Origin of the sequence: Nonomuraea rubra, assembly GCF_014207985.1 — a bacterium.
GTDB lineage: Bacteria > Actinomycetota > Actinomycetes > Streptosporangiales > Streptosporangiaceae > Nonomuraea > Nonomuraea rubra.
In genome coordinates this window covers 2820920-2842373 of sequence record NZ_JACHMI010000001.1, presented here as the reverse complement: position 1 = coordinate 2842373, position 21454 = coordinate 2820920, and the positions used below count along the sequence as shown (strand labels likewise).

Annotated in this window: 15 protein-coding genes; 8 read left to right on the top strand and 7 right to left on the bottom strand. The window is 72.5% G+C overall.

Annotated elements, in window-relative coordinates; genetic code table 11:
* Positions 1-121: 121 nt before the first annotated feature.
* Positions 122-361 carry an acyl carrier protein gene (locus tag HD593_RS12925; protein ID WP_185102406.1) on the top strand — a complete coding sequence of 80 codons (240 nt, stop codon included), beginning with the start codon at positions 122-124 and terminating at the stop codon, positions 359-361.
* A 49-nt stretch (positions 362-410) separates the two neighbouring features.
* A complete protein-coding gene (gene fabF / locus HD593_RS12920) occupies positions 411-1643 on the top strand; it encodes a beta-ketoacyl-ACP synthase II (RefSeq protein WP_185102405.1) in 1233 nt (410 codons plus the stop codon).
* A 362-nt stretch (positions 1644-2005) separates the two neighbouring features.
* Here fabF and HD593_RS12915 read toward each other — a convergent pair whose 3' ends face one another.
* Positions 2006-2500, bottom strand: coding sequence for a DUF3145 domain-containing protein (locus HD593_RS12915; RefSeq protein ID WP_253740559.1), 495 nt, complete (start codon positions 2498-2500; stop codon positions 2006-2008).
* Between the two features lie 176 nt (positions 2501-2676).
* Between HD593_RS12915 and HD593_RS12910 the strand changes: the two genes are divergently transcribed.
* The 4 genes from HD593_RS12910 (at position 2677) to HD593_RS12895 (ending at position 7341) form a co-directional block, all read left to right on the top strand.
* Positions 2677-3690, top strand: a complete 1014-nt coding sequence (locus HD593_RS12910; protein WP_185102403.1) for a S8 family peptidase — start codon at positions 2677-2679, stop codon at positions 3688-3690.
* Between the two features lie 72 nt (positions 3691-3762).
* Positions 3763-4290: an RNA polymerase sigma factor gene (locus HD593_RS12905; RefSeq protein WP_185102402.1), complete on the top strand. Its 528-nt coding sequence runs from the start codon at positions 3763-3765 to the stop codon at positions 4288-4290.
* Entirely contained in the window at positions 4287-4730 is a 444-nt protein-coding gene (locus tag HD593_RS12900) for a hypothetical protein (RefSeq protein WP_185102401.1), read from the top strand. Before HD593_RS12905 ends, HD593_RS12900 begins: the two co-directional genes overlap by 4 nt.
* Positions 4731-4815: 85 nt before the next feature.
* Positions 4816-7341: a CHAT domain-containing protein gene (locus tag HD593_RS12895; RefSeq protein WP_185102400.1), complete on the top strand. Its 2526-nt coding sequence runs from the start codon at positions 4816-4818 to the stop codon at positions 7339-7341.
* Positions 7342-7710: 369 nt separating this feature from the next.
* Here the strand turns inward: HD593_RS12895 and HD593_RS12890 are convergent, their stop codons facing one another.
* The 4 genes from HD593_RS12890 to HD593_RS12875 all read right to left on the bottom strand — a co-directional run bounded on the left by HD593_RS12890 (position 7711) and on the right by HD593_RS12875 (position 13762).
* The gene (locus HD593_RS12890; RefSeq protein ID WP_185102399.1) at positions 7711-8529 is read right to left on the bottom strand and encodes a sulfurtransferase; all 819 of its coding nucleotides are present in this window, start codon (positions 8527-8529) and stop codon (positions 7711-7713) included.
* Positions 8526-9638: an alkaline phosphatase family protein gene (locus HD593_RS12885; protein WP_185102398.1), complete on the bottom strand. Its 1113-nt coding sequence runs from the start codon at positions 9636-9638 to the stop codon at positions 8526-8528. The genes HD593_RS12890 and HD593_RS12885 overlap by 4 nt, the downstream gene beginning before the upstream one ends.
* A 311-nt stretch (positions 9639-9949) precedes the next feature.
* On the bottom strand, positions 9950-10540 hold the full coding sequence (locus HD593_RS12880; protein ID WP_052422317.1) for a DUF5998 family protein: 591 nt from the start codon (positions 10538-10540) through the stop codon (positions 9950-9952).
* A gap of 423 nt (positions 10541-10963) precedes the next feature.
* Positions 10964-13762 (bottom strand): bifunctional acetate--CoA ligase family protein/GNAT family N-acetyltransferase, encoded by a 2799-nt coding sequence (locus HD593_RS12875; protein ID WP_185102397.1) that lies wholly within the window; start codon positions 13760-13762, stop codon positions 10964-10966.
* Positions 13763-13916: 154 nt separating this feature from the next.
* Here HD593_RS12875 and HD593_RS12870 point away from each other — a divergent pair, with 154 nt between their 5' ends.
* A complete protein-coding gene (locus tag HD593_RS12870; protein WP_185102396.1) occupies positions 13917-14810 on the top strand; it encodes a carbohydrate kinase family protein in 894 nt (297 codons plus the stop codon).
* 57 nt (positions 14811-14867) lie between these two features.
* Positions 14868-17705 (top strand): ABC transporter substrate-binding protein, encoded by a 2838-nt coding sequence (locus HD593_RS12865; RefSeq protein WP_185102395.1) that lies wholly within the window; start codon positions 14868-14870, stop codon positions 17703-17705.
* 91 nt (positions 17706-17796) lie between these two features.
* On the opposite strand, the gene HD593_RS12860 is transcribed toward HD593_RS12865, so the two are convergent.
* Positions 17797-19911, bottom strand: a complete 2115-nt coding sequence (locus tag HD593_RS12860; RefSeq protein WP_246546492.1) for a RecQ family ATP-dependent DNA helicase — start codon at positions 19909-19911, stop codon at positions 17797-17799.
* 403 nt (positions 19912-20314) lie between these two features.
* Complete coding sequence (locus HD593_RS12855; RefSeq protein WP_185102394.1) at positions 20315-21136, bottom strand: TauD/TfdA dioxygenase family protein; 822 nt, start codon at positions 21134-21136, stop codon at positions 20315-20317.
* Positions 21137-21454 lie beyond the last annotated feature (318 nt).

The window sequence follows — 21454 nt, the reverse complement described above, 5'->3', positions numbered from 1 at the left end:
GTGCTTCGATCGGTCCTGGTGGTGGCCCCGCACGGGGCTCCCCGTAGGATCCGATCGTCCTACAAGCTTGTGCGGCACCGATCGCACAGAAACCCGGAAGAACCAAAGGAGAACTAGCGACATGGCTGCCACCGAGCAGGACATCCTCGAGGGCCTCGGCAAGATCATCAACGAGATCACGGGCATCCCGGCGTCCGAGGTCACCCCCGAGAAGAGCTTCGTGGACGACCTCGACATCGACTCCCTGTCCATGGTCGAGATCGCCGTGGCCGCCCAGGACGAGTTCGGCGTCGAGATCCCCGACGACCAGCTCAAGAACCTGAAGACGGTCAAGGACGTCCTCAACTTCATCCAGAACTGAAGACGTCCAGAGATCCACACCCGCACTGATCAGTAAGGAGCGCGAAAACGTGAGTGCGAACCGGGTACGTGTCGTCGTCACCGGACTCGGCGCGACGACGCCCGTCGGTGGAGACGTCACCTCGACCTGGACGGCTCTCCTCGCCGGTCAGTCGGGTATCGAGACCCTCACCACGGACTGGATCGACGCCGTCCCCGTGAAGTTCGCGGGGACGGCGGCGGTCGATCCCACCGAGGTCCTGCCCAGGCCCGAGTCCCGCCGCCTCGACCGCAGCGAGCAGTTCGCCCTGGTCGCCGCCAGGGAGGCCTGGCAGGACGCGGGCACGCCCGAGGTGGCGCCCGAGCGGCTCGGCGTGGTGGTCTCCAGCGGCATCGGCGGCATCTCGACCACGCTCAGCGCGTACGACACGTGGAAGGAGCGCGGCTGGAACCGGCTGTCGCCCTTCACCGTGCCGATGCTCATGCCCAACGGCCCCGCCGCCTGGATCGGCCTCGATCTGGGCGCGCAGGCCGGCGTGCACGCCACGGTGTCGGCGTGCGCGTCCGGCGCCGAGGCCATCGGCTACGCGATGGACATGATCAGGGCCGGCCGCGCCGACGTGGTGGTCGCGGGCGGCACCGAGGCCGCCATCCACGGCCTCAACATGGCCGCCTTCGCCGCCGCGCGGGCCATGTCCCAGCGCAACGACGACCCGCAGGCCGCCTCCCGCCCCTGGGACCGCGACCGCGACGGGTTCGTGCTCGGCGAGGGCGCCGGCATCGTCGTGCTGGAGTCGGAGGAGCACGCCAGGGCGCGCGGCGCGCGGATCTACGCGTACTGCGCGGGCATCGGCTACTCCGCCGACGCCCACCACATCACCCAGCCCGAGCCCGAGGGCCGGGGCCAGATCATGGCGATGACGCAGGCGCTCACCGACGCCGGCCTCACCGGGCTCGACGTCAAGCACGTCAACGCGCACGCCACCTCGACCCCGTCGGGCGACGTCGGCGAGGTGGTGGCGGTGGCCAAGGCCATCGGCACGCACCCGCTGGTGACCTCGACCAAGTCCATGACCGGCCACCTGCTCGGCGGCGCGGGCGGCATCGAGTCCGTCTTCACCATCAAGGCGCTGCAGGAGCGGATCGTCCCCCGCACGATCAATCTCGACAACGTCGACGACGGCATCGAGGTGGACCTCGTCTACGGCGAGAACCGCACGCTGCCCGAGGGCGACATCGCCGCGGTCAACAACTCGTTCGGCTTCGGCGGCCACAACGTGACGGTCGTGTTCAAGGGAGCCTGATCCACCCTGCCCGGCGGGGTGGTGCCGTAGAGGCTCACCCCGGGGGGCGTGACCGTCCATGAACGGGTGCCGATCATCGGAATCCGGCACTCCGGCTGCGCGACTCGCCAACGGCGTCGAGTCGCCGCACGCCACCGGCCCGCTCGGCCACCAGGCCCGCGTCCACGCGGCCCAGGTCGCCGACGCGGGCTTCTCCATGCTTGCGCCCGGGTCGCCGGCAGCCCGCCGCGGTTCGACAGCTGCCCCGACGCCACGTACGCCGAGAAAGCCGCCCGCTTCGTACGTAAATGTGACGCTCTCGGGATGTCATTGGTTGTCCCCGGTTCAGTTGCCGGGCGCCTCGCCTCTTACGGGAGCAATTCCTAGACGGCCGCGTGCAGCCACCGCACCGGCGCGCCGTCGCCGGCGTACCTGAACGGCTCCAGCTCCTCGTCCCACGGCTTGCCGAGCATCTTGTCCAGCTCTTCCTCAAGCACGCACCGCCCCTGGGCGGCCATCATCATCGCGGCGCGCAGCCGGTCCTCGGGGATCATGATGTCGCCGGCGACGCCGATGACCGCCGTGAAGGCGCCCAGCGTCGGCGTGTAGGCATGCCGGGAACCGTCCACGCCCGGCGAGGCGTCCTCGGTGATCTCGAACCTGAGGCGCTGCCAGCCCATGAGGGAGGAGGCGATGGCCGCCGCGATGCCCGGCCGGCCCTCCCACTCCGCCTGTGCGCGCACGACGTTGGGCGCGGCGGGCTGCGGAGTCCACGTCAGATCTACGGGCACGCCAAGGACACCCGCGACTGCCCATTCGATGTGAGGGCACAGCGCGGGCTGAGCCGAGTGGACGTAAAGGACGCCACGAGCAGACACCGGACCTCCCGTTTCGGTACGAGGTGCGCCTTCCCCAACGGCCTCGAGCCCGGGATGATCACAAGTGACTAGGGAGAGACTACCGTCGGTCGCTACTCGACACCAGAGGGGGGCCATACCAAGTTGGTGCGTGAGTGGCGGGTGACGGCGGTCCCCCAGGGGAAACATACCCGCCCATGGAACTGCAATCTGCCGGCGAGGCGTTCATCCGGCCAGGTCAGGTGCTGACCGACCGGAGCGCGCTCGCCGCCGTGTCACGCTGGACCCAGGCGGTCTCGGAGGCCGACGGCGTCTGCGTCGTGCACCTGGCACCCGGCGTCGACCCCTGCGAGCTCACCGCCGAGCTCCGCGAGCAGGGCCTGCGGGCCTCGCCCAACCACGTGCTGCGCGGCCAGCCCCTGTTCTTCGGCGGCCCCGCGTCCAGGCCCTTCCCCGCCCCGCAGGTTCCCCACAAGCCGGGCCGGGCCAGGTCCGACGTGGTGGTGGGGCTGCTCGACACCGGCGTCGCCAAGCACCCCTGGTGGTCGGGCAGCGACTGGTACGCCCGGGTCGGCCCGGAGGACGCCGACGCCGCCGAGGGCTCGCAGGCGGGTCACGGCACGTTCATCGCGGGCCTGCTGACACGGCGGGCGCCCGGCGTGCGGCTGCGCGTGCACCGGGTGCTCGACGGTGACGGCCTCACCGACGAGGCCTCCGTCGTACGGACCCTCTACCGCATGCGCGAGCGGCCCCCGCAGGTGATCAACCTGTCCTTCGGCGGCCACACCTTCGACGACCGGCCGCCGCCCCTGCTGTCGGACGCCATCGGGGCGCTGGACGACACCGTGACGGTGGCCTGCGCCGGCAACACCGGCTCCGACCGGCCGTTCTGGCCCGCCGCGCTGCCCTGCGTGGTCGGGGTGGCGGCGGTGGACGCCACCCAGCAGCGCAGGGCCCCCTACTCCGGGTACGGCACCTGGGTCGACGCATGTGCCCGCGGCGACTGGCTGACCAGCAGCTATCTCGGCACCGGCGAGTACGCCGGCTACGCGGCGTGGAGCGGCACGTCCTTCGCCACGGCGCTGGTCTCCGGCGCCATCGCCGACGCGGCCAGGCACGAGCCGGCCAAGAAGTGGATCAGGAGCCTCCTTGACTCCGAGGAGACCCCGCAAATTCCCGATCTGGGGGTTCTCTTCCCGGCGAGTCTGTAGAGTTTACGCTCAGTCCCCGGACAAACACGAGGAGGAATGATCTCCTCCCTCGTGCCGGCGAAAGGAGGCCGTATGCGCGATCCGGCGGAGCTGCTCGCAGCCGCCGACGACGGCGATCGGACGGCCTGGGACGAGCTCGAATCCAGGTTCGGGCCGCGGATGTGGGCCGTGGCCCGCGCGTGCGGCCTGAGCCCGGCCGACGCGGCCGACGCGGTCCAGGGCACCTGGCTGCGCCTGCTGCAGAACCTCCGGAGCATCAGGGACCCGGCGGCGGTGGGGGGCTGGCTCATGACGACCGTGCGCCGCGAGGCCCTCCTGCTCCGGCGGCACGACCTGCCGGTGATCTCCTCCACGGAGGCGGTCAGCGAGCTCGACCCCGCGGCCGTCGTCCTGGAGGCCGACGACCGGCACCTGCTCTGGAAGACGGTCTCCACCCTCAACGAGCCCTGCCGCACGCTGCTCCAGCTGGTCGCCAACGATCTCGGCAACCAGCAGGTGGCCTCGCGGATGGGGATGCCCACCGGCAGCGTCGGCCCGACCAAGGCGCGCTGCCTGGAGAAACTGCGCACTCTGATCTCGCTACAGGAGACAGCGCAATGATCAACGACGAGTACTTCCTGGCGGCCCTCCGGCTGGCCTCCGGGAACGATCCGATCCCCAGCCAGGTGTCCGCCGCCGCGCGTGACGCCTGGCGGCTGCGGATCCCCCAGGCGGTGACCGCCGCCCACGAGGCCGCCACGATCCGGAGCGTGCGCGCCGACGACAGCTCGCACCTGGTGCGGTTCGTCGCGGCGGGCCTCACCTTCGACCTGGAGGTGACGGAGGGCGACGGGCTCATCGACGTCGCCGGGCACATCTCCCCCTATCCGGGAGAGGGCGCCCTCGTCGATGTGAGATCCCCGCACCTGACCCTGACCAGACGCATCGCCCACACCGGCCACTTCGTCGCCACCGGCCTGCCACCCGGCTGGCTCAGCGTGGTGTGTCACCGGCCCGGCCACGCGCCCATCCAGACCACCTGGGTGCGCATCCGCCCCTGACCGGCCACTGACTCGCCACTGATCCGCCAGTCCCCGGCCGGGAGGGTCGCGCCCCGCTCCCGGCCGTCTTCGATCGAGGCCGGCCATGAGTGCGACAGCCGACGGGCAGGGCCCGTCCGACGACCTCCACCCGCTCGTCAGAGCGGCCGAGGCCGCCTTGATGCGTGCCCTGGTCGACCCCGACCAGGCCCTGCGCGCGGGCCGCCTGATCACCGAGGCCGCGCGCCGCGGCCACTGCCCGGAGGCCGAGGTCATGGGGCTGCGGACGATGGCGCTGGCCTCCCGCGAGCTGGGCGACCTGGAGAAGGCCGAGCTGCACCTGCGCGAGGCCCTCGCCGTCCGCGGGGCGCCCGCCGCGCGCACCGCCCAGGTGCGGCTCTCCCTCGTCACGGTGCGCACCGAACGCGGCCATCCGCTCCAGGCCCTGCGCGTGGCCGCCCTGGCCTGGGCCTACCTGTGCCCGCTCGACCGGGCCAAGCTCGACACCCAGCGCGCGGTCGCCCTGGCCCACCTCGGCCGCCACCAGGAGGCCATCGCCTCCTGCGACCGCGCCCTGCTGGCCCTGGTGACCGCGCCGGGCAGCATCGACGACCGCCGGTTCCTGGCCGGCGGCCTGCTCAACCGCGGGCTCATCCACGCCTACCGCGGCGACTGGGACGCCGCCATGCGCGACCTCACCGCGTGCCTGCAGATCTCCCAGTACGCCGGGCTGTGGCACCTGGCCCGCCTGGCCGCCGCCAACCTGCCCTTCCTCGCGGTCCGCCGCGGGGACGTCGCCGGAGCGTTCCGCCACTACCGCGACGCCGAGGAGACCCTGTTCGGCTTCCCGGAACGGCTGGCCGCGATGCGGGCCGACTTCGCCGGTGCCCTGCTGGCGGCGCAGATGCCGGGCGAGGCGGGGACCATGCTGCGGATGGCCGTACCGGACCTGGAGGCGTCGGCCGCGCACGTCGCGCTGGCGGAGGCGCGGCTGAAGCTGGCCCAGGTGGAGCTGCTGACCGGGGACCCGCACCGGGCCAGGCAGGTCGCCGAGCAGGCGGCGGCCGAGCTGGCCGCGCAGGACAGGACGTCGTGGCTTCCGCTGGCCAGGGAGGTCGTCCTGCGCTCCCGGCTGGCGCTCGAACCCGTCACGCCCGAGCTGGTCGCGGAGCTGATCGCGTGCGCCGACGAGCTGGAGGACGGGTTCACGCACGCGGCGGGAGCGGCGGCGCTGCGGCTGGCGGCGGCCGAGGCGGCCCTGGCCGTGGACGACCACCCGACCGCCTCCGCCCAGCTCGCCAGGCTCACCCGGCACGCCGAGCGGCGCGAGCGGTGGATGCCCGCCGGCACCCGGCTGACCTCGCTGGCCTCCGAGCCGCAGGCCAGGCAGCTCGCGCAGGCGTCGCAGATCCCGGTGCCGGTGCGCCAGCACGCGCTCGCCCTGCAGGCGGCGCTGCAGGAGGACGTCACGGGCGCCTTCCGCGCTGTCCGCGACGGGCTGGCGGAGGTGAGCGGGCAGGTGGAGGCGTTCGAGGACCCGTCGCTGCGCGCCCACGCGGCCAGGGCCGGCGAACGGCTGGCGGCCTATGGGCTGGAGCTGGCGGTGCGCGACGGGTGCCCGAAGCAGGTGTTCGAGTGGGCGGAGCGGTGGCGGGCCGTGGCGGCCCCCGCGCACGCGTGCGCGCTGGTGGACCCCGACCGCATCCGCGCCGAGCTGGGTCGAGGAGCGCTGATCGAGTACGTGGCCGACAAGGACACGCTGCTGGCCGTGCTGCTGAGCGAGGACCGGGTGCTGCTGCGGCGCCTGGGCAGCCTCCGCCAGGTCATGGACGCCATCGTGCGCCTGCGGTACGCGCTGCGCCGCCTCAGCAGGCGGCACGACGTCGAGGCCGCCGCCGCGGAGCTCGAACGGCTGGTGCTGCGGCCCATGGCCGCCGAGCTGTCCGACCGGCCGCTGGTCGTGGTGCCGGTGGGGGCGCTGCACACGGTGCCGTGGGGCGCGCTGCCGTCCCTGCGCGAGCGGCCGGTCAGCGTCGCGGCCGGCGCCGCCGCCTGGCTGCGGGCCCGCACCGCCCGCGGCTCACGCCCCGGCGGCCGGCCCCAGGTGGTGGCGGCGGCCGGGCCCTCACTGTCGCACGCGCAGGCCGAGGTGGCGCACGTGCTCGCCTGCCATCCCGGCGGGCGGCAGGTGCCCGGCCGCGTCGGGCCGGTGCTGGAGGCGCTCGCCACGGCCGACATCCTGCACCTGGCCGCACACGGGACGTTCCACGCGCGCAGCCCGCTGGTGTCCGGGATCACGCTGGAGGACGGCCAGCTCATGGCCTACGACCTGCTGGACGTCTCCCGCTCGGCCGGGCTGGTGGTGCTGTCGGCGTGCAACGCCGGGATGTCGCGCGCGCCGGTGGAGGGGGCGCCGCTGGGGTTGCCGGGGACGTTCCTGGCCAAGGGGGCGGCTTGTGTGGTGGCGGGGATGGTGCCGGTGGGGGATGAGATGGCGCGGGCGGTGATGAGCACGTTCCACGAACTGCTGGCTGCCGGTCAGCCGCCCGACGCGGCGCTGGCTTGCGCAGCGGCCAAAACCGACGAACCCGGCTTCGTCTGCTTCGGCGCCGGCAACGAGCCGTACTGCTGATTTCTCCATTCGTTTACGTGCTCCATTCGTTACGGCAGAGCCGACGTCACCGCCACCCGCCGCACATGGCCGAGGGCCTCCAGGAGAACGCCCGCTGAACCCGCACGTGGCCGGGCGCCGTTACGTGCGCATGCTTGACCGGCTACGTGGTCATGGCATCACCGGGGCCGCGCATCACCACGCCGACGGCCCACATGGCGCGCGTCGCGGCGGGCGGCGCGTGAGCTGGAGGAGCGTCTCCCTGGACGGGGGCCGGCCACGTGCGGTGGGTGGGGTGACGTTGGCTTGCCGTAAGGGAAGGAAGGCTCAAAGACCGGTGGCGAGCGGGCGGGCGGGGTGACGTTGGCTGTGCCGTAAAGGAAGGAAGGCTCAAAGTCCGGTGGCGATCGGGCGGGTGGGGGTGGAGACCCAGTCGGACCAGGAGCCCACGTAGAGGGCGGCGGGGAGGCCGGCCAGTTCCAGGGCCAGCACCTCGTGTGCGGCCGTCACCCCGGAGCCGCAGTATGCGCCGGTCGGCACGCCTTCGCGCACGCCCAGGCCGGCGAACCGGGCGCGGAGGGCGTCGGCGGTGAGGAAGCGGCCGTCGGGGCCGACGTTCTCGGTCGTGGGTGCGCTGACCGCGCCGGGGACGTGCCCGGCCGCCGGATCGATCGGCTCCACCTCGCCCCGGTAGCGCTCCCCCGCCCGGGCGTCGAGCAGCACCCCCTGCCCGGCCAGCGCCGCCGCCTCGTCGGCCGTCAGCGCGGGCATCCCGCCCGGCCGCGCGGTGAAGTCGCCCTCCGCGGGCCGCGGGACCTCCTTCGTGGTCGGCAGGCCCGCCTCGATCCAGGCGGGCAGGCCGCCGTCGAGAACGCGCACGTCCTGGTGGCCGAAGTAGCGCAGTGTCCACCAGGCCCTGGCGGCGATGGTGGCGCCGGCGTCGTCGTAGACGACCACGGGCCGCCCGTCGGAGACGCCCAGCCGCCGCATGGCGCTCTGGAACGCCTCCGCCTCCGGCAGCGGGTGGCGTCCGCCGCCGCTGGGCGGGGCCGCGAGGTCGGTGTCGAGGTCACAGTAGACGGCGCCCTCGATGTGGCCTTCGCGGTAGAAGTCCAGCCCGGGCGGGCCGCCGAGCCGCCAGCGCACGTCGAGCACGGTGGGGCCGTCGAGGGCGGCCAGCTCGGCAGGGGTGATCAACGGGCTGGTCACGACTGAACCTCCAGAAGCGGGACGTACTGCTCGGCCGCCGTGAGCGAGCCGTGGTAACCGGTGAAGAGCGCCTCGATGCGGTGCGTCGACGGGGCGGTGATGGCCAGGTCGGCGTGCGGGACGGCCACGACGTCGCCGATGCGTTCGAGCCACGCGTCCCTGACGTGGGGGCCGAACCAGCCCGACTCCACCGCCTCCTGCCTCGACACCACCCACGCCTTGCCGCTCAGGGTCTCGCGCCACGCCTCCAGCACCTGCTTGGCGGCTCCCGGGCGGGCGTACACGTGCCTGGCCCTGGCCTCGCCGCCGAGCAGCGCCACCCCTTCGGTCAGCTCGGGGACGCTCTCCGCGTCGAGCTTCTCGGTGGCGTTGACCATGCCGTGGTCGGCGGTGACGTACAGGGCGGAGCCGGGCGGCAGCCCTTCGGCCAGCCGCTGCGCCATGTCGTCGACGATGCCGAGCTGGCGCAGCCACTCGTCGCTGCCCCAGCCGACCATGTGACCGGCCGCGTCGAGGTCGCCGTAGTAGACGGTCACGTACGCGGGGCGCCGCTCGCGCAGCGTCTCGTGGACGCGGGCCACCCGGTCGTCGACGGAGTCGGCGGGCACGTAACGCACGCCGCGGTAGACGGCCCTGGTCAGGCCGGTGCCCTCGAACTCGGCGGGCGCCACGTAGACGGGCTCGACCCCGGCCTCGGCGGCGCGCTGGTAGACGGTCGCGGCGGGCTGCCACACGTCGGGGTCCATGGTCAGGCCGTCGGGGAGCGTCCAGCGCAGGCAGTTGAACAGGTGGCCGGTGCCCGGCACGGCCAGCATCAGCCCGACCATGCCGTGCTCGCCCGGCGTCAGGCCCGTGCCCAGCGTGCACAGGCTCGTGACGGTGGTGGCGGGAAAACCGGCGGTGAGAGTCCTGCCACTCATGGCCGATAGGAAGGGTGCGGCCTCGGGGTGGGCGCGCAGCAACTCGGCGCCCAGGCCGTCCACCACGAACAGGCAGACGCGGTCGACGGGGTGGAGGGCCAGCGCGTTGGGCTCGCGCAGACCCAGGGCGGCCAGCAGCGACCGCGGCACATCCGCCAGCGACCCACTGCCGTATCCCGGCACCAGCATGTCCCTCAGTGTAGTCCTAGGGTGATCTCCGGCCTCGCGATGCTCTCGCCCCACGCGGCACACAGTCACCTTCCGAACGGGTGGTCGCCGCCCGTCCCTGCCGCGACGTGTACCCGGCCGCGCCGCACGACTCCCGCCGCCGCTCGAACGGGCACCTGCCACAGGACTCCCGCCACAATTCAAGCCGGCACCACCACACGACCCGTGCTGCCGCCACCTGAACCGGCCCTGCAACGGCCATGCACAGGCCGTCACGTGGATCGGGCTGTCGCGCAGGCCGGACCTTCACACAAGCCGGGCCATCGTGCGGGTCAGGCGGTGGCGCGGGCGGTGGCTTCCGAAAGGGCCTTGGCGAAGGCGAGGACGTGGGTGACCGCCTCCGGGCCGTCGGCGGCCTCGCTGACTCTCAGCGACAGGTCGTCGGCCGTGATGGCGCCCGTGTAGCCGTGGTCGGCCTCGCAGTTCTCGTCGCCGCACGTCGCCGGCTCCAGGTCCACGTGCGAGATGGCGCCCCAGCCGATCGTGAGCGTCACCTCCGTGGGAGGGACGCCTGGGACGTACGAGGCGGGGTCGGGCACGACGCGGGTGACGGCCACCGACTGGACGCGGCTCAGCCGGACCGCCTCGGTGGTGGTGGAGGCGTGGGACGCCGAGACACCCTCCACGGCCGGGTGCTCGTCGGTGTGGCAGACCAGCAGCCTCGTCGCCGACAGCACCAGGACGGTGACGTGACGGCGAACCTCCATCGCGGGATCGAAGGTCGCCTCGTGGTGGACCACGAACGCGGTCACGGCCTCCTTGCCCAGCGCGGATTCGACCGCATCGGTGACGAGGTCGGGGTAGTAGCCGCTGCGCTCGATCGCTTCACGCAGGCCCGCGGCTGAGACTCGGGTTTCCCTCATGGCTCCATCCTGCCAGGGCCGGGCAGTGCACTCACCCGCCGGATATAACGCTCTATAACGTCTTCTGTCTGGTCAACAGCGGGCACTTGGGTCACTTCATTCGCTGAGGGCGGATCCGCTGAGGGCATACGCCTGAGCAAGCATCCGCTCGGACCGGAAGGTTCGTGCCGGGGCGGCGGGAGCACGGGCGAGACGCCCCGGACCACGTACGTTGGGGTGTCCAGAGCATCGGCCGACGGTCCCGATCGCCTACGTTGAGGCAGACTGAAGCACGGGCTCGGACGGCCCCGTCTCTCCGCGTTGAGGGCGGGCCGGAGCGCGGGCCCGAACGGCCACGACCGTCCGGGTTGAGGCGGTCCGGGGCGCGGGCCGGGCGGCCGGACCGGATGTGTCGAGGTGGTCCGGGAGGCGGCGGGGGGCGGGTCAGGACAGTCTGCGGGGGCCGACGTCGAGGCGGGGGCCCGCCGGGGTGCGGAGGATGGCGCGGGCGCCGAGGATCATGACGTCGGACTCGCCCACGAGCACCTGGTCCAGGTCGAGCCGGGACACCTCCGGCAGGTCGTGGGCCAGCCGCCCGACCCGTACGAGGAGCTCCTCCAGGGCGTCCACCGCCACGGGCGGGTAGCCGTACTCGCCGAACAGCAGGGGCGCGGCGCGTACGGTCCGTACGAGGGCGGAGGCGTCCTCGCGGGTCAGGGGCGCCAGGCGGAAGCCCTGGTCCTGGAGGAGGCGCGCGGTCACCTCGCCCAGCCCGAACGACACCACCGGCCCGAACGCGGGGTCCTCGATGACGCCGACCACCGTGGGCACGGCGGGCTGCGGCGCCATCCGCTGGACGGCCAGCTCCACCCCCTCGCCGAACAGCTCGGCGAACTCGGTGTACGCGTGCCGCACCATCTCGGGGCCCGTCAGCCCCAGCCGTACGGTGCCGGCGCGGCGGGAGGCGCCCGGGTCGGCCACCTTGACCACCACCGGCCAGCCGAGGCGTTCGGCGGCGGCCACTGCCTCGTCGGCTGAGCGCACGACCTCGGCGGGCCAGACGGTCAGGCCGTAGCAGGACAGCAACTCGGTGGCGTCGATCTCCACCGGCGGCCCGGCCTGCGCAAACCCAGCCTGCGCAAACCCAGCCTGCGTAGATCCGGTCTGTGTGGATCTGAGCTGCGTGGATTCGCCGTGCGTGGATCCGCCCTGCGCGGCCTTGGGGTCGGGCACGCTGACGGACGGCGTCTCGGCGTGCGCGGCGTCGGTGCCGGACAGCGTCTCGTTCACGAGCGTTCTGGCGCGTGCCGTGTCGATGTCGTCGAGTTCCTGTGGCGGTGTAGCAGGCTGGGCCCGCCACGTGGCGTACCGGACCACGTGAGCCAGGGCCCGCACGGCCTCCTCCGGGGCCGCGTACGACGGGATGGAGCCGCGCGACGGCGCCGACGGGCCGGGCACGCGCAGGGCCGGGTGCATGCCCAGATGCCCGCGGAACGTCGCCAGCACCGGCTTGCCCGAGTCCTTCGACACCTTCAGCAGCTCGCCGGCGACCTCCTCGGTGTGTCCGGGGATGGGCGGCATGTAGATGACGACGGCCGCGTCCACGTCGGGGGAGGCCAGCTCGCCGGCGAGGGCGGGGCCGTAGTCGGCGGCGCCGGCGGCGGGGCCGAGGTTGACGGGGGTGCGCGGTTCGAGGCCGACGGCGCGGCAGGCGTGGGCGGCCAGCAGGCCGAGGGCGTCGGAGTTGGTGACGAGCGCGACTCTCGGTCCGGCGGGCAGCGGCTGGTAGGCGAGGAGCTGCCCCACGTCGAAGAGCTGGATGAGGTCGTCGACCCTGATCAGGCCCGCCTGCTCGAACAGGGAGCTGATCGCCGAGTCGGGCAGGCCCAGCTCCTCGGCCGAGTGCCCGGAGGGGGTGCCGCCGCTCTTGACCACCACGACGGGCTTGCTGCGCGCGATGCGCCTGGCCAGCCGGGTGAACTTGCGCGGGTTTCCGAGCGACTCCAGGTAGAGCAGGATGACCTCGGTGGAGTCGTCCTCCTCCCAGTACTGCAGCAGGTCGTTGCCCGAGACGTCGGCCCTGTTGCCCGCGGAGACGAACGACGAGATGCCCATGCCGCGCTGCGCCACCCGCTGCAGCAGCGCGGTGCCGAGCGCGCCCGACTGGCTGAAGAAGCCCACCCTTCCTCTGCCGGGCACGGTGGCGGCCAGGGTGGCGTTCAGCTTGACGGCCGGGTCGGTGTTGGCGATGCCGAGGCAGTTGGGGCCCACGACGCGCAGGCCGTAGGAGCGGGCGATGCGGGCCAGCTCGTCCTGCCTGGCCCTGCCCTGGTCGCCCGTCTCGCCGAAGCCGGAGGAGACCACGACCAGGCCGTGCACGCCCTTCTCCGCACACTCCTTGACGACGTCGAGCACGCCCTCGGCCGGCACGGCGACCACGGCGAGATCGACGTCTCCGTCGATCTCGCTCACGCTCGGGTACGCCCGCACGCCCGCCACCGCCCGCACCTCGCGGTGCACGGGGTAGACGGGGCCGGTGAAGTCGGCGGCCAGGAGGTTGCGCAGCACGGTCTGGCCCACGCCGCCCGGCTCGCGGGAGGCGCCGATGACCGCGACGGAGCCGGGGGTGAGGAGCCTGGCGATCGAACGGGACTCGGCGCGGTGCTCGCGGGCGATCGTCACCTCGGTTGAGGTGTCGGTGGGGGTGAGGTCGAGCGTCATGCGGACGACGCCGTCCTCGAACTGGCTCTGGGCCGTGTAGCCGGCCTGCCGCAGCAGCCCGGTCATGCGCATGTTGGCGGGCAGCACGTCGGCGATGAACCGTTCGATGCCGCGCTCGCGCGCCGTGGCCGCCAGGTGCTCCAGCAGGACGGAGGCCACGCCCCTGCCCTGGTGCGCGTCCTCGACGAGGAAGGCGACCTCGGCCTCGCCGGGGCCGGTGCGGTCGTAGCGGATCACGGCGACCATCTCGGCGCCGATGGTGGCGATCAGCGCGACGCGGCTGACGTAGTCGACGTTCGTGAACCGCTCGACCTCGCGGTCGGAGAGCCGGGGACGCGGCCCGAAGAACCGGAAATAGATCGACTCGTCGGACAGCCGCGAGTAGAAGGAACGGAGGCGGTCGGCGTCGGCGGGCCTGATCGGGCGGACGTGCGCGGTGCCGCCGTCGGCCAGGACGACATCGGCCTCCCAGTGAGCAGGATATTGTGCCTCCACAGTCTCGACTGTAAACCCGCATCCCATATGCCAAGACCAGGGGCCCTGTTGGGCAACGCTTGTGCATCGACTCCTGCCCGGTCTCAGGGGTACGCCCCACGAGCAGCCCGGAAGCTGTTACTTTTGCGGTGGCGTTTCGCCGTGGCCAGGCTCGATCTGAAGGCAGCAAGGTGGTGACATCATGACGCGGGTCGTCGTGGTGGGCGATCTCATGACCGACGCGGTCGCTCGCGCCCGTTATGCGCTCGCCCGGGCGAGCGACACCCCGGCGATCGTGACCATGCACGGCGGTGGCTCAGGGGCGAACATCTCCTCCTGGCTGGCCGTCGAGGGTGCCGAGGTGGCCTTCATCGGCCGCAGGGGCGCCGACATCACGGGGCGCAACCGCGACATGGAGCTGATGGGCTACGGCGTCGACGCCCGGCTCGTCATGGACCCCGAGCGGCCGACCGGCACCTGCGTGGTGCTGGTCACCCACAAGGGCGAGCGCACGATGCTCTCCGACCCCGGCGCGAACGCCGCGCTGTCCCCCGAGGACCTGCCGCGCGACCTGTTCACCCAGGGCGCGCACCTGCACCTGTCGGGCTACACGCTGATCAACGAGGGCTCGCGCGACGCCGGGCTCGCGGCGCTCGACATGGCCAGGCGCTCCGGGATGTCGATCTCGGTCGACTGCGCCTCGTCCGCGCCGCTGGAGCGCACGGGCGCCGAGCCGTTCCTCGAGTGGACCAACGGCGCCAAGCTGCTGTTCGCGAACGTGGACCAGGCGAAGGTGCTGACCGGCCGCGACGACGCCGAGGCCGCCGCCAAGGTGCTGACCGCGTGGTTCCCGCAGGTCGTGATCAAGATGAACGCCGAGGGCGCGCTCTGGTTCAGCAACGGCCGCCCCGATCCGGTGCGTGTGGCCGCCGACCCGGTCGACAAGATCGTCGACGGTACGGGGGCGGGGGACGCGTTCTGCGCCGGGTTCCTGCCTCCCTGGCTGGAGGGCAAGCCGCCGGCCGAGGCGCTGTCGTCCGGGTGCCGGCTGGCGGCCAAGGCGATCATGCACCTGGGTGCGCGGCCGCCGTTCTAGGCTTCTTCGCCGGGGTTAGGGTGGAAGATCCCTGACTGCGCGTGGATGAGGAGCCTGATGGCCGGCGTACGCCCGCTGCGTTCGAGTGATCCGTCCTCCATCGCCTCCTACGAGCTCACCGGGTTCCTCGGGGAGGGCGGGCAGGGCAGCGTCTACCTGGGGCTGTCGCCGTCCGGGGAGCAGGTCGCCGTCAAGCTGCTGCACACGAGGTTCGCCGAGGACGAGCGGGCCGTACGGCGGTTCCTGCGCGAGGCGGACTCCGCGCGGCGGGTGGCCGAGTTCTGCACGGCGCGGGTGCTGGACGTGGGCGAGGCCGATGGGCGGCCGTACATCGTCGGCGAGTACGTCGACGGGCCCTCCCTGCAGCAGCAGGTGAGCAACGAGGGGCCCCTGCGGGCGACGGCGCTGGTGCGGCTGGCCGTGGCCACCGCCACCGCGCTGGCCGCCATCCACCGGGCCGGGGTGATCCACCGGGACTTCAAGCCGGGCAACGTGCTGCTCGGGCCGGGCGGGCCGCGGGTGATCGACTTCGGGGTCGCGCGGGCGCTGGACGTGAGCCAGAGCGTGAGCACCAGTGTGGTGGGGACGCCGGCGTTCATGGCGCCCGAGCAGTTCCTGGGGGAGCCGGTGCCTGCCAGTGACGTGTTCGCGTGGGCCGGGACCATGGTGTTCGCGGCTACGGGGCGGGGGCCGTTCGGGTTCGGGGCGTTGCCGGTGGTGATGCATCGGATCATGAACGAGGAGCCTGACTTATCGGGGGTGCCCGGGTCTCTCAAGCCGTTGTTGCGGGCCGCCCTGTCCAAGGACCCGCGTCAGCGGCCTCCGGCCGACCGGTTGCTGCAGGAGCTCATCCGCTCCTCGGGGCCGGCGAACGTGCCGCCGTGGCCCCCGCAGGGCGGCCCGGCGGCTCCCGTGCCGGGCGGCGGCGGCGTGAGCGGGCCGGGGGTTGGCGGCTGGGACTCGCCGGGGCCCTCGCCTGCGCCGGGAGCGGTGCCGGGGGCTCAGTGGGAATCGCCGGGAGCGGCGTCAGGTGGCCGGTGGGAGCCGGCGGGATCCTCGCCTTCCCCGGGAGCCGTACCGGGGGCTCGGTGGGAGCCGGCGCCTGCGAGGGGTGGGCGGAGGGTGCTCGTAGCGGTGGGTGCGGCGGCGACGGCGCTGGTCGTGGGGCTCGCGGCCTGGGTGGTCGTGCGGCTGAACGATTCCGGGAGCCCGACGCCGACCCCCACGGCGAACCTCGCCAAGAACCCCGCGACGAACCCCGCGACGAGCCCGGCCGCCGGTTTCGGCAGCGCGCTCACCGCCGTCGTACGCCCGTCCCGCGAGAAGGGCGGCACGGTACGCGTGTCCTCCCAGCACCTGCTGGAATCCACCGACCCGGCGGACATGTTCTCGACGTACTCGCGGAACATGGTCCGCCTCTACGGCCGCTCGCTGACGATGTTCAAGCCCGCCCCGGGCCCAGCGGGTACGGAGATCGTCCCCGACCTGGCGGAGAGCCTCGGCCAGTCGAGCAACGGCGGCAAGACCTGGACCTACAAACTCCGACAAGGCGTGAAATTTCAGGACGGCACGCAGATCACCTCGCGGGACCTGAAGTACGCGGTGCTGCGCAGCATGGACCCGCGCTTCCTCCAGGGCGGGATGTTCTTCGACACCCTGCTCGACCTCCCCAGCGGCTACGAGGGCCCGTACAAGTCCCCGGACGCCGACACCGACCGGGCGATCGAGACCCCGGACGACCGGACGATCGTCTTCCACCTGCGCAAGCCGCTGGCCACGTTCGACCACGTCGTCCAGATGCCGGAGAGCATCCCGGTGCCGAAGGCGCGCGACACGCGCGAGAACTACAAGTCGGCCGTGGTGTCCTCGGGGCCGTACCAGATCGAGAGCACCAGGGAGGACTACGTCGCGCTGGTCCGCAACCCGCACTGGGACCCGGCCACCGACCCCAACCGCACGGCGCTCCCCGACCGCGTCGTGCTCACCTTCGGCATGGAGGCCGACCAGGTGACCGGCCTGCTGGAGGCGGGCGACACCGAGATGGGCGGGTTCCTGCCGGACGACGCGTACGCGCGGATCCTCGCCGACCCGGCGCTCAAGGCCCGCGCGGACGCACCCGTGACCTCCGTCCGCACCCTGGCGATCAACCCGCAGGTGCCGCCGCTCGACAAGCTGGAGTGCCGCCGCGCCGTGGTCCGCGCGCTCGAACTGGAGGCCGTGTCCTCGGCCTCCCGCGCGGTGCCGGAGCAGGTGCCCACGTCCCTGGTGCCGCCGGACCTGCCGGGCGAGCACTACCGTGACCCCGATCTGTCGCCCGCCGGTGACCAGGCCGGCGCGCGCGAGGCCCTGACGCGGTGCGGCCGTCCGGACGGCTTCGAAACCACGTACATCTACCGCGAGCTTCCCGGCGAGAAGGAGGCCGCGGAGGCCGTGCGGGACAGCCTGGCCAAGGTCGGGATCAAGGTCACGCTGGACCACGCGCCGGTGGAGAAGTTCCACCAGAAGTTCGGGGGTGTGCCGGCGAACCTGAAGAAGAACGGCGTCGGGCTCATCGCCAAGGCCTGGGCCCCCGACTGGCCCGACACCTACACCTACCTGCCCGGCCTGGTGGACAGCAGGGAGCTGGTGGAGGACGAGCCTTCGGTCAACCTCACCGTGCGCCTGCCCGCCGTGGACGAGCTGCTGGACAAGGCGGCCGCGGAGCCCGACCCGGAGACCAGGGCCGGGCTGTGGAGGCAGGCGGAGCAGCGGGTGGCCGAGGAGGCGGTGCTGGTTCCGACGACGTGGCGCCGCACGTTGCTGCTGCGCGGCACCACGGCCACGAACCTGCACGTCAGCCCGGTGTTCGGCGACTACGACCTGGCGACCATGGGCGTGGCCGCCACCGCCTCCTGACCGCCCGAGGACCATCCAGGGACCGCCCGAGCACCGCCCGGAAACCGGCTGAGGACCGCCCGACGACCGCCCGACGACCGCCAGGAGACCGTCAGCTCGTGACCGCCAGCGCCAGCGGAAGTACCGCCGGCGCGCCCGCGTGGCGGACCTGGGCGGCGGCGAGCGTCATCGTCCACCCGGTGTCCACGCGATCGTCCACCAGCAGCACCGGCCCGCCGCACTGGGCGATCGCCGCGCCCAGCTCCTTGGGCATGGCCAGGGTGCCCCTGATCGCCTGCACCCGCTTGGCGCTGTTGAACTGCTTGCCCGGCGTACCTGCCCGGTAGCCCAGCTCGCCCAGATACGTCAGCCGCCCCACCTGGGCCAGCCGCTCGGCGAACCCGCGCACCAGCAGCGGCCGCGACACCGACGGCACGTTCACCACGGCGACGGGCCGCTCGCGCCAGTCCCAGGCGGCCAGCACCTTGATCACGGCCGCGAACATGTCGTCCGGCACCGGCGCGTCCTCCCCCGCGAACAGCTCCCGGAGCCGGTTCCCCCACCCGATGTCGGTCAGCCGCCCGAGCGCCCTGCCGGGCTCGGCGCCCAGTTCGGGCTTGATCCGCCCGGACAGGTCGGGCATGCCCGTCGGCCACTGCCTGCGGGCCTCGATCTCGACGCCCGGCCTGCTCAGCCGCTCGCGGGCGGTCTCTACGGCCTGCGCGCCGATCTCCGGCGAGCGGTGCCGCCCGGTGCAGTTGTCGCAGCGGCCGCAGGGCGTGGCGGCGTCGTCGTCGAGGTGCCTGCGCAGGAACTGCTCGCGGCACTCGGTCGTGGTGAGGTAGGCGAGCATGGCCTCCTGCTCGGCCCGGCGCTCGGCGGCGATGCGCTGGTAGCGCTCGGTGTCGTACTCCCACGGCTCCCCGGTGGCCTCCCAGCCGCCCTTGACGCGGCGGACGGCGCCGTCCACGTCGAGGACCTTGAGCATCATCTCCAGCCGGCTGCGGCTCAGGTCGACGGCCGTCTCCAGGGCCGGGGTGGACATGAGGCCCCGCTCCTCCAGCGTCTGGAGGGTGGCGCGGACGACGGGCTCGGGCGGGAAGGCCAGCGAGGCGAAGTACGCCCAGATGTCGCGGTCCTCGGTGCCGGGCAGCAGGATGACCTCGGCCCGCTCGACCCCGCGGCCGGCCCGTCCGACCTGCTGGTAGTAGGCGACCGGCGACTGCGGCGCCCCGACGTGCACCACGAACCCCAGATCGGGCTTGTCGAACCCCATGCCGAGCGCGCTCGTCGCCACCAGCGCCTTGATCTTGTTGTTGAGCAGCGCCTCCTCGGCGGCCAGCCGCTCGGCCGGCTCGGTCTGCCCGGAGTAGGCGGCCACCTCCAGCCCCTGCTCGCGCAGGTAGCCGGCGATCTCGTGGGCGGCGGCCACGGTGAGGGTGTAGACGATGCCGGAGCCGGGCAGCTCGCGCAGGGTCTGGGCGAGCCAGGCCAGGCGCTGCTCGGCGCTGGGCAGCCGGACGACGCTCAGGTGCAGGCTCTCCCGCTCCAGCGGCCCGCGCAGGACGAGCGTGTCGTCGCCCTCGGGCCGCAGCTCGGGCGGCAGGCGCAGCTGCTCGGCCACGTCGCGGGTGACGCGCGCGTTGGCGGTGGCGGTGGTGGCCAGCACGGGGATGCCCGGCGGCAGGTCCGCGAACAGCGTGGACAGCCTGCGGTAGTCGGGCCTGAAGTCGTGGCCCCAGTCGGAGATGCAGTGGGCCTCGTCGACCACCACGAGCCCGGCGCTCTCGGCCAGCTCGGGCAGCACGTTGTCGCGGAAGTCGGGGTTGTTCAGCCGCTCGGGGCTGACCAGCAGCACGTCCACCATGCCCTCGGCGACCTGGCCGTAGATCTCCTCCCACGCCTCGGGGTTCGCGGAGTTGATCGTGACGGCCCTGATGCCCGCGCGCTCGGCGGCGGCGATCTGGTTGCGCATGAGCGCGAGCAGCGGCGAGACGATGACGGTGGGGCCCTCGCCGAGCTCGCGCAGCAGGGCGGTGGCCACGAAGTAGACGGCCGACTTGCCCCATCCGGTGCGCTGCACGACCAGCACCCTGCGCCGGTCGAGCACGAGCGCCTCGATGGCGGCCCACTGGTCGTCACGGAGGCGGGCGTGGTCGCCGGCGAGCGCCTGAAGGCGCTCTTCCGCCTCTTCCCGCAGCATCGCGGCATCGGGGGCATCAATCATGCTCCCCTTGTTACCAGACGCGCCTCCCGAAAATGCCCCCATCCTTTACGGCACAGCCAACCCCGCCGATATATGCCCCATCCGTTACGGCAAAGCCAGCGGCACCGCCACCCACCGCACGTGGCCGGCCTCTGTCCAGGGAAACGCTCCTCCGGCTCCCCGGCGGGCCGCCGCGACGCGCGCAACGTGGACCGTAGGCGTGGCAAGGTGCCGCCCGTCGGCGTGGCGAGGCGCCGGCCGTCGGCGTGGTGAGCGAGGCCACGGGGCCCTTGAACCACGTAGACGGTCAAGAATGCGCACGTAACGGCGCCCGGCCATGTGCGGGTTCAGCGGCCGTTTTCCTGGAGGCCCTCAGCCATGTGCGGCGGGTGGCGGTGACGTCGGCTCTGCCGTAACGAAAAAATCATTGATCCGCATGCTCAGGGAAGGCATTGATCGTGACGCGGTGCATCCGTCGGCGCTCGGTGTAATCGGCGACGGCGTAGTGCTGCGTCGGGCGGTTGTCCCAGAAGGCGAGCGTGCCGGGGCGCCACCGCAGGCGGAGCTGGAACTCCGGAGAGCGGATGTGGTCGATCAGGAACGGCAGCAGCGCCTCGTTCTCCCGGTCGCTCAGCCCGACCAGCCGCGTCGTGGAGGCCCGGTTGACGAACAGCGCCTTGCGGCCGGTCTCGGCGTGCACGCGCACCACGGGCCGCTCGATCGGCGGCCACTTCGCCTGGATCTCCGCCAGGTCGAACGGGTGCCCCTTGGAGATGGCCTTCTTCATCGACATCGTGATGTCGTGCACGGCCGTCAGCTCGTCGCACAGCCGCTGGATCGGCTTCGACAGCGTCTCGTAGGCCAGGTACGTGTTCGCCCAGCACGTGTCCCCGCCGACGCTGGGCAGTTGCACGCAGCGCAGCAGCGATCCCATGGGCGGTGTCGGCTCGAAGGTGTTGTCGCTGTGCCACTCGTCGCCGCCCTCCCCCTTGGGCGAGGTCTGGTCGAGAACGTGGATGGGGCTGGTGGAGTCCTTCTTGAAGGCGGGGTGGTTGAGCGTGCCGAAGTTCAGGGCGAACTGCAGGTGCTGCTCGTCGTCGATGGGCTGGTCGCGGAAGAACAGCACGAGGTGCTTGAGCCACCCTGCCCGCAGGGTCGCGACCTCTTCCTGCGACAGCGGCTTGCGCAGATCGACCCCGGTGACCTCGGCGCCGATGTGCTTGGTCACGGGATGGAACTCGATCATGACGCCTCCGGTGAACAGGTGGGGAACCCTCGGACAGAACGTACGACCCAAGCAATTGCTTGGTCAAGACGCGGTAACGCGACCTGCCCGTTGCTCGAACACATCTGCGATAAATCGAGTAGGATGCCGGAGCAGACGTTCTCATCGCACCTGTCGACCACATGCGGAAAGATCGTTACCGTGGCGTGAGCGTCGCCCTGGATATGCCACGCAAGACCCGGCTCGTGCCATCATCTCCAGGGGCACACACGTCGGATTCCCCGCGACGGGGGCAGGTTACGTCGACGCCTCGCACGCCGATCTGACGCTTCTCAGCGG